Source organism: Chryseobacterium mucoviscidosis (assembly GCF_002177115.1).
Taxonomy (GTDB): Bacteria; Bacteroidota; Bacteroidia; order Flavobacteriales; family Weeksellaceae; genus Chryseobacterium; species Chryseobacterium mucoviscidosis.
Map to the genome: position 1 here is coordinate 493,685 of NZ_MVAG01000122.1, position 17,132 is coordinate 510,816.

The 17,132-nt window shown below is 37.2% G+C and carries 14 protein-coding genes; 5 read left to right on the forward strand and 9 right to left on the reverse strand.

Going from position 1 to position 17,132, the window contains the following annotated elements:
• Nucleotides 1–28 precede the first annotated feature (28 nt).
• From B0E34_RS14125 to B0E34_RS14135, 3 genes are read left to right on the forward strand one after another with little or no spacing between them, the layout of a single operon-like run.
• A complete protein-coding gene (locus tag B0E34_RS14125; protein WP_087710410.1) occupies nucleotides 29–913 on the forward strand; it encodes a lysophospholipid acyltransferase family protein in 885 nt (294 codons plus the stop codon).
• Between the two features lie 6 nt (nucleotides 914–919).
• The gene (locus tag B0E34_RS14130; protein WP_087710412.1) at nucleotides 920–1,906 is read left to right on the forward strand and encodes a glycosyltransferase family 2 protein; all 987 of its coding nucleotides are present in this window, start codon (nucleotides 920–922) and stop codon (nucleotides 1,904–1,906) included.
• A gap of 30 nt (nucleotides 1,907–1,936) precedes the next feature.
• Entirely contained in the window at nucleotides 1,937–2,491 is a 555-nt protein-coding gene (locus B0E34_RS14135; protein ID WP_087710414.1) for a 3'-5' exonuclease, read from the forward strand.
• A gap of 74 nt (nucleotides 2,492–2,565) precedes the next feature.
• Here the strand turns inward: B0E34_RS14135 and apaG are convergent, their stop codons facing one another.
• The 9 genes from apaG to glgB all read right to left on the reverse strand — a co-directional run bounded on the left by apaG (nucleotide 2,566) and on the right by glgB (nucleotide 14,296).
• Entirely contained in the window at nucleotides 2,566–2,955 is a 390-nt protein-coding gene (gene apaG / locus B0E34_RS14140) for a Co2+/Mg2+ efflux facilitator ApaG/CorD (RefSeq protein ID WP_076390039.1), read from the reverse strand.
• Nucleotides 2,956–3,036: 81 nt separating this feature from the next.
• The gene (gene odhB, locus B0E34_RS14145; RefSeq protein ID WP_087710416.1) at nucleotides 3,037–4,305 is read right to left on the reverse strand and encodes a 2-oxoglutarate dehydrogenase complex dihydrolipoyllysine-residue succinyltransferase; all 1,269 of its coding nucleotides are present in this window, start codon (nucleotides 4,303–4,305) and stop codon (nucleotides 3,037–3,039) included.
• A gap of 38 nt (nucleotides 4,306–4,343) precedes the next feature.
• On the reverse strand, nucleotides 4,344–7,157 hold the full coding sequence (locus tag B0E34_RS14150; protein WP_087710418.1) for a 2-oxoglutarate dehydrogenase E1 component: 2,814 nt from the start codon (nucleotides 7,155–7,157) through the stop codon (nucleotides 4,344–4,346).
• A 124-nt stretch (nucleotides 7,158–7,281) separates the two neighbouring features.
• Complete coding sequence (locus B0E34_RS14155) at nucleotides 7,282–8,322, reverse strand: SRPBCC domain-containing protein (RefSeq protein WP_087710419.1); 1,041 nt, start codon at nucleotides 8,320–8,322, stop codon at nucleotides 7,282–7,284.
• A 214-nt stretch (nucleotides 8,323–8,536) separates the two neighbouring features.
• A complete protein-coding gene (locus B0E34_RS14160) occupies nucleotides 8,537–9,805 on the reverse strand; it encodes a glucose-1-phosphate adenylyltransferase (RefSeq protein ID WP_087710421.1) in 1,269 nt (422 codons plus the stop codon).
• Between the two features lie 15 nt (nucleotides 9,806–9,820).
• Nucleotides 9,821–10,288, reverse strand: a complete 468-nt coding sequence (locus tag B0E34_RS14165; protein WP_123956628.1) for an FEKKY domain-containing protein — start codon at nucleotides 10,286–10,288, stop codon at nucleotides 9,821–9,823.
• Nucleotides 10,289–10,357: 69 nt separating this feature from the next.
• Complete coding sequence (locus B0E34_RS14170; RefSeq protein ID WP_087710425.1) at nucleotides 10,358–11,764, reverse strand: glycogen synthase; 1,407 nt, start codon at nucleotides 11,762–11,764, stop codon at nucleotides 10,358–10,360.
• Between the two features lie 28 nt (nucleotides 11,765–11,792).
• Nucleotides 11,793–12,347: a hypothetical protein gene (locus tag B0E34_RS14175; protein WP_087710427.1), complete on the reverse strand. Its 555-nt coding sequence runs from the start codon at nucleotides 12,345–12,347 to the stop codon at nucleotides 11,793–11,795.
• A complete protein-coding gene (gene glgB, locus B0E34_RS14180) occupies nucleotides 12,347–14,296 on the reverse strand; it encodes a 1,4-alpha-glucan branching protein GlgB (protein WP_185117460.1) in 1,950 nt (649 codons plus the stop codon). Before glgB ends, B0E34_RS14175 begins: the two co-directional genes overlap by 1 nt.
• Before the next feature lie 215 nt (nucleotides 14,297–14,511).
• Between glgB and B0E34_RS14185 the strand changes: the two genes are divergently transcribed.
• Together B0E34_RS14185 and B0E34_RS14190 are read left to right on the forward strand one after the other, a co-directional pair.
• Nucleotides 14,512–15,633 (forward strand): alpha/beta hydrolase, encoded by a 1,122-nt coding sequence (locus B0E34_RS14185; protein WP_087710431.1) that lies wholly within the window; start codon nucleotides 14,512–14,514, stop codon nucleotides 15,631–15,633.
• 4 nt (nucleotides 15,634–15,637) lie between these two features.
• Nucleotides 15,638–17,053, forward strand: coding sequence for a M17 family metallopeptidase (locus B0E34_RS14190; RefSeq protein ID WP_087710432.1), 1,416 nt, complete (start codon nucleotides 15,638–15,640; stop codon nucleotides 17,051–17,053).
• Nucleotides 17,054–17,132: the final 79 nt, after the last annotated feature.

Sequence of the window (17,132 nt, forward strand, 5' to 3'; positions counted from 1 at the left end):
TTTTATTATGCGTAAATTTGCATGTTTTATGAATTTCCTTATCAAAATATTATATCTGATCTCCAAACTTCCGCTGAAAGTTTTGTATGTATTTTCAGACATCATGTTCTTTCTGAATCATTATATTGTAGGGTACAGAAAAAACGTCATTACTCAAAACCTGAGAAAATCTTTTCCAAAAAAATCGGAGGAAGAAATTGCAGAGATCCGGAAGAAATTCTATCTCAACTTTTCCGATTATCTTGTAGAAACGGTAAAATCCTTCAGTATTTCCGAAACAGAATCTCGGGTAAGAATGCAGCACATCAATCAGGAAGTTTTTCATGAGGCAAAAGCGGAAGGAAAAAATGTGATTATGCTTGCGGGACACGTTTTCAACTGGGAATGGATTAATGCGCTTGCTAAAGTAATTCCGCAGGATCACTGCCATCCTGTTTACCGAAAGGTAAACAGTGATTTCTGGGAAAACCAGATGAAAAAAGTCCGTAATAAATTCGGGAATGAAGCACTGGAAGCGAATGAAGTGATCATGCATATTTTCAGATCCAAAAGCAAAGGCAGCTCTGCTTATATGTTTGTGGCAGACCAGACTCCCCACTTTTCTCATGTAAACTACGGTCTGGAATTTTTAAACCAGAGAACGCCTGTTTTTATCGGGTATGATAAACTGGCAACAAGAATGGATCTGGCGTTCATTTACTGTGAAATGAAGAAGGTAAAACGCGGTTATTATCAGGTTAATTATCACAGAATTTATCCTGACGGAGAAAAATTTGTGGAAAATGAAGTCGTAAAAAAATTCCATAAATTATTGGAAAACACATTGAATAAAAGACCCGATAACTATCTTTGGTCGCACAGAAAATGGAAATATCAGGATTCCATCAAAACTTTTGATTCAGAAAAAATTTAATTTCTCATGTCGAAAAAATTAGCAGTCGTTATTTTAAACTGGAACGGGAAAAGCTGGCTGGAAAAATTTCTTCCCAATGTTGTTCAGTTTTCTCAAAATGCTGATATTTATGTGGTTGATAATCTTTCCACCGATGATTCTGTCGATTTTCTTCAAAAGAATTTTCCTTCGGTACAGATTATTGAAAACAATAAAAATTACGGCTTTGCAGGAGGCTACAATGAAGGTTTAAAAGAAATTAAAAATGAATTGTACTGCCTTCTGAATTCTGATGTGGAGGTTACCGAAAACTGGATCGATCCTGTTTTGGAACTTTTTGAAAAAGATTCTTCCATTGCAGCAGTTCAGCCTAAAATCCTTTCCTACAACAATAAAAACTACTTCGAATTTGCGGGTGCAGGAGGCGGATTAATTGATAATTTAGGTTATCCGTATTGCAGAGGAAGAGTTTTTGATGATCTGGAAGAAGATAAAGGGCAGTATGATGATGAAACGGAAATTTTCTGGGCTTCAGGATGCTGTTTATTTATCCGAAGCAAAGATTTTTGGGAGCAAAAAGGTTTTGATGAACGTTTTTTTGCACATCAGGAAGAAATTGATCTTTGCTGGAGACTGATTAATTCGGGAAAGAAAGTTTTTTACACCGGAAAATCAAAAGTATATCATGTTGGCGGAGGAACTTTAAACAAGCAAAGTGCACAGAAAACTTTTTTAAATATCCGAAATAACTTTTCGATGTTACTGAAGAATCTGCCTTTTCCAAAATTAATCTGGCTGATTTTTTTCAGATTGTGTCTTGACGGAGCTGCCTCATTTTATTTTGCCTATAAAAATGGAATTTCCCATTTTTGGGCAGTTTTAAGAGGACATTTCGGATTTTACGCACAGATTCCCGGAACTTTAAAACGCCGTCAGAAACATCAGAAAACAGATTATTATCAAACCAAATGGCTTGTTTTCAAACATTTTTTAGGGGATAAAAAGAAAATTTAAACCCTTAACTTAAAACTATAAACTTTATTTATGGATTTCTGCGCAATAGATTTTGAAACGGCAACTCACGAGCGAAATTCCGCGTGTGAGCTTGGAATCTGTGTTGTGCAGGATTCAAAAATAATTGAGACCAAAACATGGCTCATCAAACCACCGAGTTTTCCTTATTTCAGCCCGTTTAATGTGGATGTTCACGGTATTCTTCCGGATGATGTGAAAGATGCTCCTACTTTCGATGAAATCTGGTATGAAGTAGAGGAAATGATTTACGGAACGTTAATGATTGCCCATAATGCAGGATTTGACGCAGGTGTGCTTCGCGGATGCCTGAATCATTATGGAATGTTCACGCCGAAACTCAATTATCTCTGCAGTATTCAGTTAGCCAAAAAATCATGGAATTATCTTCCGAGATATGGATTAAAACATCTTGCTGAATACCACCAGATCAGCTTTAACCATCACAGAGCAGGTGACGATGCAGAGGTTTGTGCTAAAATATCTTTACTGGCTTTTGAAAAACTGTTTCTCACAAGCAATGAAGAGGTGAATGATCTGATGAAATTAAAAATAAAAAAACTTTAATCTTTTTTGCTATTCATTCGAATTGAAACAGCCAAATTCCAGAATGCAGAATTTAATTTCCAGATTTTGGAATTTTAATTGCTTAAAACTTCTGATAAAAGATTGAATTTAGGAATATCAATTTCAAAGCTTTCCTGCGTTTCCATATTTTTTACAAGGTATTTTCCGCTCATATTTCCCACTCCGGAACGAAGCATCACATTGGAGAAATAAGCGAAATTTTCGCCTGTAGGAATCTCAGGAGTCAAGCCGATTACGCCATCCCCGATGATCTCTGTATATCCGAAGCCTACGTCGAAGATCAGCCATTTTCTTTTAAGAATTTTTATCGGAAAACTTCCTTCGTTTTCAATAACGATGTTGTATTTAAAAACGTGTCTGTTTTCGGACGGATAACTGTTTTTGCTATCATATTCAGGTATTACTGAAACTTTGATATTGGAGGTCATTTTAGAAAACATCATCTTAGTATTTATTACAAGAGATACAAAAATCTCGCCTTTTTGAGGCGAGATTTGTATTTATACTATAATTTTTATCAATAATTATAATCCAAGACCTTTTCTTTCGTCTCCGTTCATTAAGATACCAACCGGATTGTCGATTGCTTCTTTTACTGCAACTAAGAATCCTACAGACTCTTTTCCGTCGATAATTCTGTGGTCATAAGACATCGCAACGTACATCATCGGACGAATTACCACCTGTCCGTCAACCGCAACCGGTCTCTGGATAATGTTGTGCATCCCTAAGATTGCAGATTGAGGAGGGTTAATGATAGGTGTAGACATCATAGATCCGAAAGTTCCACCGTTGGTAATGGTGAACGTTCCGCCTGTCATTTCGTCAACAGTGATTTTTCCGTCTCTTACTTTGGTTGCTAAATCTTTGATGTTGGCTTCAACACTTGCAAAAGACATATTTTCAGCATTTCTCAATACAGGAACCATTAATCCTTTCGGACCTGAAACCGCAATTGAAATATCGCAGAAATCATAGTTCACTTTGAAATCTCCGTCGATGGATGCGTTTACATCAGGATACATCTGTAAAGCTCTTGTTACCGCTTTTGTAAAGAAAGACATGAAACCAAGTCCTACTCCGTGTCTCTGAGCAAATTCTTCTTTATATAATTTTCTTAATCTGAAGATTTCAGACATGTCAACTTCATTGAAAGTGGTTAACATTGCCGTTTCATTCTTCACAGAAACTAATCTCTGAGCGATTTTTCTTCTAAGAACTGAAAGTTTAGTTGTTGTTGTAGATCTGGAACCTGTAGCGGTAACAGGATTTCCTCCCAATGCAGGAACTGCAGCCAGTTCAGCGTCTGATTTGGTGATTCTTCCGTCTCTTCCGCTTCCTGAAACCTGTGAAGCATCCATTCCTTTTTCGTCAAGAATTTTCTTAGCCGCAGGAGAAGGAGCACCCGTTGCATACGTCTGCGTTGCAGCAGCTACCGGTTGAGCAGCAGGTTGTGGAGCCGGAGCTTCCTGTTTAGCAGGTTCAGCCGCTTTAGGAGCCTCTTCCTGTTTTGGAGCTTCAGCAGCAGGAGCAGCGCTTCCTGAAGGTTTTGCAGCATCCATATCGATTAAACAAACCACCTGTCCTACTTGTACAACGTCACCTTCTTCAGCTTTCAGAGTGATTACACCACTTTGTTCAGCAGGCAATTCAAGAGTAGCTTTATCTGAATCTACTTCAGCGATGGGTTGATCTTTTTCTACATAATCACCATCTTTTACAAGCCAAGTTGCGATTTCAACTTCTGTAATTGATTCGCCCGGTGAAGGAACTTTCATTTCTAAAACTGACATATCGTATTTTTTATTTTTTTATTGATTATTATTTTTAATTAAGCGGTTACAGGTCTTTTTACCGGAGCATCGTTTCTGTCGAATACTCTGTTGATTACTGCATTCTGATTTTTCTCAAACATTTTGTGACTTCCCGGAGCCGGAGCACCACTTGGAACCGGAGCAATAACATTGATTCCTGTTTCTCTGAAGTTTCTTAGGATATAAGACCATGCTCCCATATTTTCCGGTTCTTCCTGAGCCCAAACCAATTCTTTTCTGTTTGAATATTTTTCGAAGATTGCTTCGATAGCATCTGTCTGAAGCGGATATAACTGCTCGAATCTTACCAGTGCAATATTTTCAGCGTTTAATTCTTCTTTTTTAGCCAATAATTCGAAGTATAATTTACCTGAACAAAGTACTAATTTTTCAACTTTTGAAGGATCTGCAGAAGGATCGTCTAAAATTGGCTGGAAACCTCCGTTAGCGAAATCTTCAAGCGGAGAAACCACTTTCGGATGTCTTAACAATGATTTAGGACTCATCACGATTAACGGTTTTCTGAATGACCACTTCAACTGTCTTCTTAACAGGTGGAAATAGTTAGCAGGAGAAGTAATGTTTGCAACCACCATGTTTTCGTTTGCACAAAGGGTTAAAAATCTTTCCAGTCTTGCTGAAGAGTGTTCTGCCCCCTGTCCTTCTGAACCGTGAGGCAATAACATCACCAAACCGTCCTGAATTTTCCATTTTTCTTCTGCGGCAGCTAAATACTGGTCTACGATAATCTGCGCACCGTTCACGAAATCTCCGAACTGAGCTTCCCAAATCGTTAATGTATTAGGAGAAGCCATGGCATAACCGTAATCAAAACCAAGAACTCCGTACTCGGAAAGGTGAGAGTTGAATACATCAAATCTGCTTTCTGAAACCTGTCTTAAAGGGATATATTCTTCTTCCGTATCTTCTGTTTTTACCACTGCGTGTCTGTGAGAGAATGTTCCTCTTTCTACATCTTCACCGGAAATTCTTACATTGTGACCTTCAACAAGAAGTGTTGCATAAGCCAGCCATTCTCCAAGAGCCCAGTCTAAAGAGTTTCCTTCAATCGCTTTTAATCTGTTTTCGAAAAGTCTTGTAATTTTATTTAAGAACTTTTTATCTGCCGGAAGTGTAGACATTTTAACAGCCAGTTCTTTCAGCTTTTCAAGATCATATTTTGTATCAACAGGCTCCTGAACTGCTCCTCTTTTCCCAATCGGATAATTCGTCCAGTCATCTGCCATGAAAACGTCCATTACGTTCTTTTCAATTTCTTTGGAAGCATCAAAGTCTTTATCCAAAAGTGCTTTGAATTCCGTTTCCATTTTAGCGATCACATCGTTGGATGTTACGTTATCTTTCAGTAATTTATCTTTATAAATTTCTCTCGGATTCGGGTGCTTGGAAATTGTTTTGTATAAATTAGGCTGCGTAAATCTTGGTTCATCTCCTTCGTTATGACCATATTTTCTGTATCCTAACAAATCGATATACACATCTTTTCCGAATTTCGCTCTGAAATCAGCCGCAAAATGGATCGCATGAACCACCGCTTCTGCATCATCTGCATTGACGTGCATTACAGGAGATTCTGTAACTTTAGCAACGTCTGTACAATAGGTAGAAGATCTCGCATCCATATAGTTTGTTGTAAACGAAACCTGGTTGTTTACCACGATATGAACCGTTCCTCCTGTTTTATAACCGTCTAAAGTCATCATCTGCGCAACTTCGTAAGCAATACCTTGCCCCGCAATTGCTCCGTCACCATGAATAATGATCGGTAAAACTTTAGAATAATCTTTGTATTTATCGTCCACTTTTGCACGGCAGATTCCTTCTACAAGGGCTGCAACGGTTTCAAGGTGAGATGGGTTTGGTGTTAAATTAATAGAAACTTCTTCTCCTGAAGCTGTTTTGATTTTTTTGGATGAACCTAAGTGGTATTTTACGTCTCCTGAGAATACATCTTCTTCAAATTCTTTTCCTTCAAATTCTGAGAAGATCTGCTTATAAGATTTACCAAAAATATTGGTTAAAACATTTAATCTTCCTCTGTGCGCCATTCCTAAAACCACTTCATCTACGCCCAACTGAGAAGATCTTGAGATCAACTGATCCAAAGCAGGAATTAAAGTTTCACCACCTTCCAGTGAGAATCTTTTCTGCCCTACAAATTTGGTGTGAAGATAATTTTCAAACGCTACCGCCTGATTTAATTTTAATAAAATCTCCGTTTTTTCGTTAGCTGAAAGATTCGGGTGGTTTTCGTTTACCTGAAGCCACTGCTTGATGAAATCTTTTTCTTCAACATTGTTGATGTGCATATATTCCACACCGATAGAATCACAGTAGATGTTCTCTAAATGTGTGATGAGATCCTGTAAAGTTGCAGGACCTTTCATTCCTGTTTCAACCGCACAGTTGAATTTTGTATTTAAATCTGACTTATCCAGACCGAAATTTTCGATGTCTAAAGTCGGCGTATAATGTCTTCTTTCTCTTACAGGGTTTGTTTTGGTAAACAAATGTCCTCTCGTCCTGTACGCCTCAATAAGGTTTACTACCTTGAATTCTTTTTTGATGTGTTCCGGAACTTCTCCGTTTGTTGCTGCCTGAGTTGCCTGCTGAATAACAGGTGCTGAAACTGCGGGAGCCTGAACATATTGAACGTTATCATCGTCTCCGTAGTTCTCCAAAGCAAAATCGAAACCCTGAAAGAAGGCTTTCCATGATGGTTCCAAAGAATCCGGATATTTTAAGTACTGTTGGTATAAATCCTCAATTAACTGAGAATGAGCTGCGTTTAGGAATGAAAATCTGTCCATTATTACAGTTTATCTGTTATTAAAATTTGTTTGTAGAATTAAGCTTCAAATTTAATAAAAAAAACCGATTCTGAACAGCCTTTAAAGTATTAAAAAAACTATAAAAGAAATAAATCTGCAGAATTTACTTAAATACTGATAATGAGAGCTTCATATTGACATCCTGATCTTCCGTCGGGCGCTCGAGAAAAGTCTGACGAATATCATTAAAACGCATCTCGTCTTTCTTGGCTTTCTGGATTAATTGTTGTATAGCTTTTACTCTTCCGGCATAGTTTCCTTTGTAGTACATCACATAATTCTGGGTTGGACTAATCGTTCTGAAACTGAAGTTATTATCTGTAACCCCAAATTTTTTAGACAGAGGAATCCCCAGAAAATAGGATACTTCTTTGTCTTTGTAATTGTCTGCATCCGTAATGAGCATCGGGAAACCGAATTCATCTTCTTTTTTGCCCAGATCCATTGTGGTGTAATTGTAAATCTTGTTATAATTCATCACAATATTCTTGTAAAGCGCATCTTTTTTGTTGGAAGTACTTACGTTTATTCCCAGCAATAATTTTTCTTCTTCATTTTCAACCATCAGACTGTCGTATTTTATTGAAGCCATCTGATTGTCTTTTTCCACTTTATTGCCCAAAACATTTTTAAGATTTGCCATACTTTTGTTGATGTTTTCGGCAAAACGGTCTTCGGTCCAGAAATTTTCAACTCTTCTTAAAACAGAAAGTTTCGGGGTATGAACAACCCAGGTAATTTTGGTTTTTTCAGAGGACACTGCTTTAAATTTAACGTCGACAACAGTCGGGCTTTCATTTTTTTCTTCAAAAAGCTGATATCTTAAAGATTTATTCGGGTTTTCGTAACGGATAAACATTTCGCCATCCGTATCGTTTTTAGGGTCTACATAGCTGATGGAACTTCCCTGTCCTTCATATGGCGTATAATAATCGATATCAATAGACTGGGAACTTGTAAAGAAATTATTCCATCTTGTAAAATGTTGTAGATTATTGAACTGCAAAAAGACTTTTTCCAAAGGATAATCGATCTCTTTTTCTATTTTGAAATCTTTGCTTTCGTCCACAAAATAATACATGGAAGCTGCATAAGCTCCAATTAACAAGACAATAATTACCGCTATGATTTTAAAAAAACGCATTGTACAAAAATATAGAAAATAACAAGAGTGACCAATATGCTGATCACTCTGTTTTAATTATTTTGGGATGGAAGATAGAGGAAGTGATGTTGGAAGTTTAGCTATGATGGTTTAGTTTTGAAAATTATCTTCATCGAAAACCATATTTATTATTAAAATTAATTTAAGTTAAACTTCAATATCTTCCCTCTTCCAGCTTCAAACATCCAGTCTTTTAACCAATATGAGTTCCCGGTTTGATAACCGCTCCTTTTTTCACCACGATAATTCCATCCTGCACAGAATGGGTTCCGTAATCTCCGTCCTGAATATGTTTTCCACCAATAATTCTCACATTATCGCCGATGTAGCAGTTTTTATCCAAAATGGCTTTCTCAATGTAGCAATACTTCCCGATTCCCATGTTCGGCTGTCCGTTTCTGTCATTCTTCACAATTTCTGTGGTATCCTGATAAAAATCGGCTCCCATCACATAAGAATTTACAATGGTACTTCCTTTATCTATTCTTGTTCTGTTTCCAATAACGGAGTTTTCAATTTTATCTGCCATAATGATACATCCGTCTCCGAAAACAGCTTTGCTTACGTAAGAACCGTTTACTTTTGACGGCGGAAGCATTCTTGCGCGTGTAAAGACAGGCGAAGAGGAAAATAAATTGAACTTAGGGAAGTCCTGACAAAGATCGAGATTGGCTTCGTAGAAGGATTCAATGGTTCCGATATCCGTCCAGTAGCCTTCATACTGATAGCTTAATGTTGTGTATTTTCCAATGGAATTCGGAATGATATCCTTTCCGAAATCATCTCCTGCTCCTTCATCAAACATCTTTTTCAGAATGCTTTTCGTGAAGATATAAATTCCCATGGAAGCCAGATATTCTTTTCCGGCGTGTTTATTTTCTTCCGAAACTTCAGATTTTAATCCTTCTAAAAGATCATATCCCGGTTTTTCCACAAACGAAGTGATATTTCCTTCGTCATCCGAACTTAAAATTCCGAAACCTGTTGCGTCTTTAGCATTCACCGGAATGGTGGCAATGGTTACATCGCCGCCTTTTTCAATGTGAAAATTCAGCATTTCCCTGAAATCCATCTGGTATAGCTGATCTCCGGAAAGAATCAGGATATAATCATAATCGTACTTTTCAAGGTGCTTCATCGACTGGCGAACTGCATCTGCGGTTCCCTGATACCAACTGTCGTTTTCAACGTTCTGTTCCGCAGCCAAAATATCTACAAAACCTTTGCTGAAAATATCAAAATGATAAGAATTTTTGATATGGGAATTTAATGAAGCTGAATTGAACTGCGTTAAAACCAGAATTTTATTTAATCCTGAATTTAAACAGTTGGAAATAGGAATATCCACCAATCTGTATTTTCCCGCGATGGGTACAGCCGGTTTGGATCTTGAATACGTAAGTGGGAACAATCTGGTTCCTCTACCTCCTCCTAAAACAATGGAAATTACATTGCGATTCATAGTTTATCTTGCGTTTTATTTTATTAGGTTTACTGTTCTGTTTTTTAAATCTACATTTACTGTAAATGCAATCCCTTCTTCAGGATATATTTTGTTAATATTTACTTTATAAAAGTCCGGTCTGCCCAACTGTTCAGCATCTTTATCTACATTATCAATCTCAATCTTATGCTTAGCCAGTTCTTTTCTGAATACTTTATTGGTGATTAAAACATCCATGATATCCACCTGTTTCATTGTATAATCTTGAATATCTTTATCATATAAATCTTTCCAGTTCTTGCCATATCTTTTTTGAAGAGCTAAATCTGTTTTTTCATTTTCAGATCTTACACTGTCCACCAATTCTTGGGTAACTACGCATCCAGCAACCCTTACTGTTTTTATTTTCCATTTCTTGTTAACTGTTTTTTCAAATTCTTCTCTCTGAAAATCTGGAAATCCATAAGTTAAAAACCAATAGTATCCATCTTTATGGATCATCGTTTCCTCTTTTTGATGACAGGAAAAAACGATCATTAATAAAAATAGAAAATACAGCTTTTTCACGATTTAATTCTTATATAAAGCTATGTATTTTTCGGCTGATTTTTCCCATGCAAAGTCAAAATTCATATTAGCACGGATTAAGTTTTCCATTTCACCTTTTTTATTGTAAACCAATAAGGCTCTGTTCATTGCATGGATAATATCGTCTACTCCCGGAAACGTAAAATTAATTCCCGCTCCACCTGTGGAAACATCTTCCACCGTGTCTCTTAACCCTCCTGTATACCGCACAATCGGAACGGTTCCGTATCTCATGGAGTACATCTGGTTAAGACCGCATGGTTCCACTCTCGACGGCATGAGCAAAAAGTCCGCCGAAGCGTATATTTTATGCGAAAGATGCTCTTTATATCCCAGATCCAAAGCAAAATTGGAATAAATATAATCGTATTCTTTCAGTTTATTTTCAATATAAGAATTTCCGGATCCCAGAATTATAATATTTAAAGCACCATAACTCTGCTTAATGCTTTTCCAGACGACGTCGGGAAGAAAATCTGCTCCTTTTTCGGTAGCAAATCTTCCGATGAAGGCAAACAACGGAAGTTCCGGCTTCAAGCCGTATTCTTTACAAAGTCTTTCTTTATTCTTTTTCTTCTGGGCAATGGCATTTTTAACGTTAAAATTAAAATCCAGCATCGGATCGGTTTCCGGATTCCAGACTTCCGTGTCAATTCCGTTAATGATTCCGTAGGCTTTCCCGAATTCATCGCGAACAAGGCTTTCCAGACCTCTGAAACTTACAAAAAGTTCTTCAAGATACCCTTGCGAAACCGTTGTAAAAGCATTGGCACATTTAATCATACTTGCCAAAGGATTTATGACTCCGTTCCAGTCCAGCAATCCCCATTTATACTGATCGAAAGCCGGCATATAATTCGCCATTTCCCAGCTCATCATTCCCTGATATTCACCATTGTGAATGGTTCCGATGGTTTTTACCCCTTTTAAAAAGGAAAATTCAGGACAATGCTCAATCATGAAAGGAACCAGTCCTGTGTGATAATCATGGCAGTGTAAAACATCCGGTCGAATCCCCATCGCACTCAGCCAATGAAGCACTCCGTGCTGAAAAGCTAAAAACTGAAAGCTTTCATCCGAATATCCGTAAGGGTTATCGCGATCCAAAAGTCCCGGAATTCTTACCATAAAAAGCTCAAAGCCCAAAGCGTTGGTTTTTTCCTTTAAAACCTGTACCTGAAGCATATTTGATCCTTGGTGAATGAAGCCATCAAAAACTATGTCAAACTCATGATCATGCACGAAAGATTTGTTGTACCAAGGCATAACCACCTTCGCATCAATATCTTTAATTTTATTCTGATATTTTGGTAAAGCTCCCACCACATCTGCCAAACCGCCTACTTTTGCCACCGGATAACACTCCGTACTTAGATGATAAATGATCATTTTTTCTCTCTCGTTTATTATTTATATCTTAATTAAAATCTTCGATATTAGGGGATTTATAAATCTCAAATACAAAAAAAGATCTGTTTTCTGTAAACTCTTCTTTGATTATAATGTTTACATCATCTGACCGAAAAGCCATAAAGCTGTATTTATCTATACTATTCGCATCAAATTGGGAAGAAGGATCAAATTCAAAACGCTTTCTTTTGAATTCCGTGAAACTCTCCTCTTCTGTATTGTCATCCATTATTTCCCATTCCGTCTCTTCAACCTGCTGTTTGCTGATAAACTTAAACTCAAAGTCCTTAATCGTTCTAAGATAATCTATGATTTCCAGAGTTTTATTTTTATCTCCGATGAAATCAATCTGACAAATCTTGTTTCTTAGAAACTCTATTTTATATGTTTCAATTTTAAAAGTAAAAAAATATAAATCCTCATTAAATTTCCCTTCGCTTACAGGAGCATTAATTCCGGCTTTCGAAAACGACTCCAGAGTTTCACTGTCGAAATCCGTCCTTATAATGACATCCTTAAGACTTTCATAGTCTTTTCCTAAAATTTCTAATAACTGAATCATTACTTTTTATGTTGTTTGATTCTGTTATGCTTATTGTACTTTTTATCTTTTCTTTTCAAAATAATTCCTGAAAGCGGCGGCAGACTTACGCTGATGGATTTCTGGTGATTCATGTATTCTTCATACTGTTCACTGAAAATTTCAGGCTTATAACCGCTTCCCGAATACCGTTCATCATCAGAATTGAAAACAATCTCCCAATGACTCGCTGCATTCACCCCAATTTTATAATCCAGAACTTCAGGCTTCAGGTTGAGAATCACCATAAAAACATCATCTTTTTTCTTTCCTTTCCTCAAATACACATATACAGAATTTTCCAGATCATCTGCTTCCACCCATTCAAAGCCTTCCCTGCTAAACTGATTTTCATAGAAAGCCGTCTCGTATCTGTAAAGATGGTTAAGATCTTTCACCAATGTCTGCAAACCTTTATGAACAGGATATTCCAGCAAATGCCAATCCAGACTCTGCTTAAAATTCCATTCGCTGGTCTGCCCGAATTCATCGCCCATGAAAAGCAGTTTTGCTCCGGGATGCGTAAACATATACACATACAGTGCGCGAAGATTGGCAAATTTCTGCCATTCATCGCCTTTCATTTTATAGATGAGACTCGCTTTTCCGTGTACCACTTCGTCATGCGACAAAGGCATCATATAATTTTCATTATACATATACATGGAAGCGAAGGTAAGCTTATGATGATGAAACTTTCTGTTCTCGTGTTCTTCTTTAAAATAATCCAGCGTATCGTGCATCCATCCCATCATCCATTTCATTCCGAAACCCACTCCGCCGTCATGAACAGGCTTTGTAAGCATAGGGAAATCTGAACTTTCTTCTGCAATGGTAATGATATTGTCTCCGAATTCTTTATAAACTGCGGTATTGAAATCCTGCAAGAACGCTTTCGCTTCGAGATTTACATTTCCTCCGTAAATGTTCGGTTCCCATTCTCCTTCATTTCGGGAATAGTCGAGATGAAGCATCGAGGTTACTGCATCTACACGCAATCCGTCTGCATGATATCGTTCCAGCCAAAACATGGCATTGGAAATCAGAAAAGATTTCACTTCACTTCTTCCGTAGTTGAAAATGTATGATTTCCAGTCGGGATGAAAGCCTTTTCTGGGATCTTCATGTTCGTACAGATAAGAACCGTCAAATCTGTGCAAACCGTTTGCATCACCGGGAAAATGTGAAGGAACCCAGTCTAAAATCACACCGATTCCGTTTTGGTGAAGCTCATCAATCAAAAACATTAAATCCTGTGGTGAACCGAAACGTGAAGTCGCTGCGTAAAAACCTGTAATCTGATATCCCCAACTCGGATCGTAAGGATATTCCATCACCGGCATAAATTCTACATGGGTAAAGCCCATTTCTTTAATATAAGGAACGAGTTTTTTCCCGATATCGCGGTAATTCAGGAACTTTTTCGGATCATTTCCTTCTCTTACCCAAGAGCCCAGATGCAGTTCATAAACAGACAAAGGAGCATTTAACGTATTTTTTTTCCAGCGGTTTTCCAGCCAGTCTTTATCTTTCCATTCGTACCATGTGGTAGAAACCAATGAGGCAGCCTGAATATTCTGTTCCCAGCTCAAAGCATAAGGATCACTTTTTTCTAAAATTTCTCCACGCGGCGTTTCAATAGCATATTTATACAAAGTTCCCCATGTTAAACCTGCAATGAAGCCTTCCCAGATTCCGGATTCGTCCCATCTCGGAAACAGAATATGATCTTTATGATTCCAGTTGTTGAAATTTCCGATTACCGAAACTTTTTTGGCATTGGGAGCCCAGACTGAGAAATACACTCCTTTCACCCCATCTTTTTCAGCGGAATGTGCGCCGAATTTATCGTACAGCTTGTAATGCTTACCTTCTTTAAAAAGGTAAACATCCTGATCCGTAAAAAGAGTGTATGTTTTAACCGAATTCATCACGGTTTTGATTTAATTTTTATATTTTTCTTGAAACTACAAAAAATATCTGCAATAATCATTAATAAATTTTGAATAAATTATTATGTTAAACTCTTTGCAGTACTTGTTTCTATCAAATATAACGCTTTTTTATTCAGTGTTTATCGTTTTAAAATGATTTGTCTTAAAAAGATTTTTTATAAATTTATGCTTTAATTTTACTAAAAACACGGATGAAGTTTGAACTTTACACAGCAGAAAGTGATGAACGAACGGTTTATATCACAGGAAATTTCAACAATTGGAACCCGAAAGACTACAACTTTCAACTTACACAAAAAGACCCCCAAAACTATTTTATCGAAATCGACGATGCCCTTTTACCGGATATTGTAGAGTATAAATTTACAAAAGGAGGCTGGGAAAATGTAGAACTCGACAAGTACGGAAGCATTACTCATAACAAAAAAGCTTTAAAATCCTCAGGAAAAACATCAGATACCGTTGAAAAATGGAGATTCAACTGGGGACCTTTCAAAGATGAATATTTTCCGATTGCAGAAATTATTTCGGAGGAATTCTACATTCCGCAGTTAGACCGTTACAGAAAAATATGGGCACTTCTACCCTATGATTATTATGTTTCAGACAAAAAATATCCTGTTCTGTATCTTCAGGATGCACAGAATTTATTTAATGAAGGAAGCGGCTACGGAAACTGGGAAATCGATAAAAAGCTTTCCATTCTCTCAGAATACGGTCGTGGAGATGTCATCATCATTGCGGTAGAACACGGAAGCGAAGAAAGAATTAAAGAGTATATTTTTGATAACGACAACGTCGCGAACGGATCGGAAGGTAAAAAATACATCCGTTTCATTACAGATACTTTGAAACCTTATGTTGACCAGACTTACCGTACAAAAAAAGACCGCGACAATACAGGAATCGGAGGAAGCTCTCTTGGCGCACTGATCAGCATTTACAGCGGGTTTCTTTATCCTGAAGTCTACTCCAAACTTTTGATATTTTCCCCTTCACTTTGGGTGGAACCGAACAACAATTTCCCGATGATGAATTTCAGAGTTCCTTTTAAAACGAAAATCTATCTTTACGGAGGCGGTCAGGAAGGTTCAAAAATGGTAAAGAGAATCCATATTTTCGAAGAATATTTAAAACGCTGGGAGAAGAAAAATCTATTTGATTTCGAATTCAGAACAAGCATCAATCCGGAAGGTACGCACAGCGAATTTTACTGGTCGCAGGAATTCCCGAGAGCGATTGAATGGCTTTATTATAACAACACAGAAAATCCGGTGGAAGTAAAACCACATCAGGAAAGCATTAAAAATTAAAATTATGAAATTAATCAACAAAAAAAATAAAAATTATACGCAGGTTTTTCATCTTTTCACAGAAGAAGAATGGACGAAAACCAGCAAAAATTTCAATAAAAACATTTCAACTTTCTTTACGGGTAAAAAGCATGAAGTTTTCGTGAATGCCCATGAAGAAGGAATAACATATTTTATAGGTATCGGAAAATCTACTTTGCAGAATTTTGAAATTCAGCAGGTTGCCGTGAAGTTTTCTCAGACGCAAAAAGGAAAAGTACAGCCTGTCCCGACATTAGTTATAGCCGACTGTTTGAACGAGAAGCAGTTTGAAGAATTTGCAAAAGGTTTATTGCTGGGAACCTACAATTACCCTTTCGAAAAAACGCATGCGTTCTGGAACGCTAAATTTGAGCTTCATTTTGAAAATTTAAGCCAGAAAAAATTAGATTCCATTGGCAAAAAAGCTGAAGCACTGAGCAACGGACAAACCGCCTGTCAGGAATGGCTGAACAAGCCCGCCAATCTCAAGAAACCTGATACTTTCAGTTTATATTTAAAAAATTTAGCTAAAAAATATGATTTAAAATATACTTCTTTTAACAGGAAAAAGTGTGAGGAACTTGGTTTAGGAGCTTATCTTTCCGTTAATCAGGGAAGTGCTTATGATGCAGCGTTCACCATTATTGAATACAAAACCAATGTTAAAAATGCAGTCACTTTCGGCTTGGTCGGAAAATGTGTATTGTTTGACACAGGAGGAATTTCTCTGAAAAATCCGGACAATATGCATTATATGAAATCGGACATGGGCGGTGCAACAGCCGTTTTGGGAACGCTGATTTATGCCGCAGAAATGCAGCTTCCGGTTAATATTGTTGCTATTTTGCCTATAACCGACAATGCTATTTCTGAAAATGCATTTCTTCCGAGTGATGTTATTACGGCTTACAACGGAAAAACAATTGAGGTTCTTAACACCGATGCAGAAGGCAGAATGATTCTCGCCGACGGACTTTCTTATATGGCGAAAAACTTCAAAACTGACTTTCTGATCGACCTTGCCACGCTTACGGGAAGTTCTGTAAGGATGTTTGGCGATACCTGCGGAGCTCTGTTTTCCAACAATGAAGAATTGAAAAACCTTTTGATAAAAACCGGCGATAAAACCAATCAGAGACTTTGGAATTTACCGCTTTGGGATGTCTGGAAAGACGATATCAAGTCGGATGTGGCAGATATTAAGAATATTTCGATGAAACCTATCGGAGATTGCATTATTGCGGCTAAATTTTTAGAACAATTCATTGAAAACCATCCTAAATGGGCGCATCTTGATATTGCCGGAGTAGCATTCGGAAACGTAGGATATGCCAAAGAAAAGGCTGCAACCGGATTTGGAGTGCAATTATTAGCCGATTTGATCGAAAATTATCACTAAAAATTAGTTTATTACAAAAATTCTCTGTATAATTGAAATAGAATTTTCAAAAGCGCATAATATTTTAATTTTTAACATT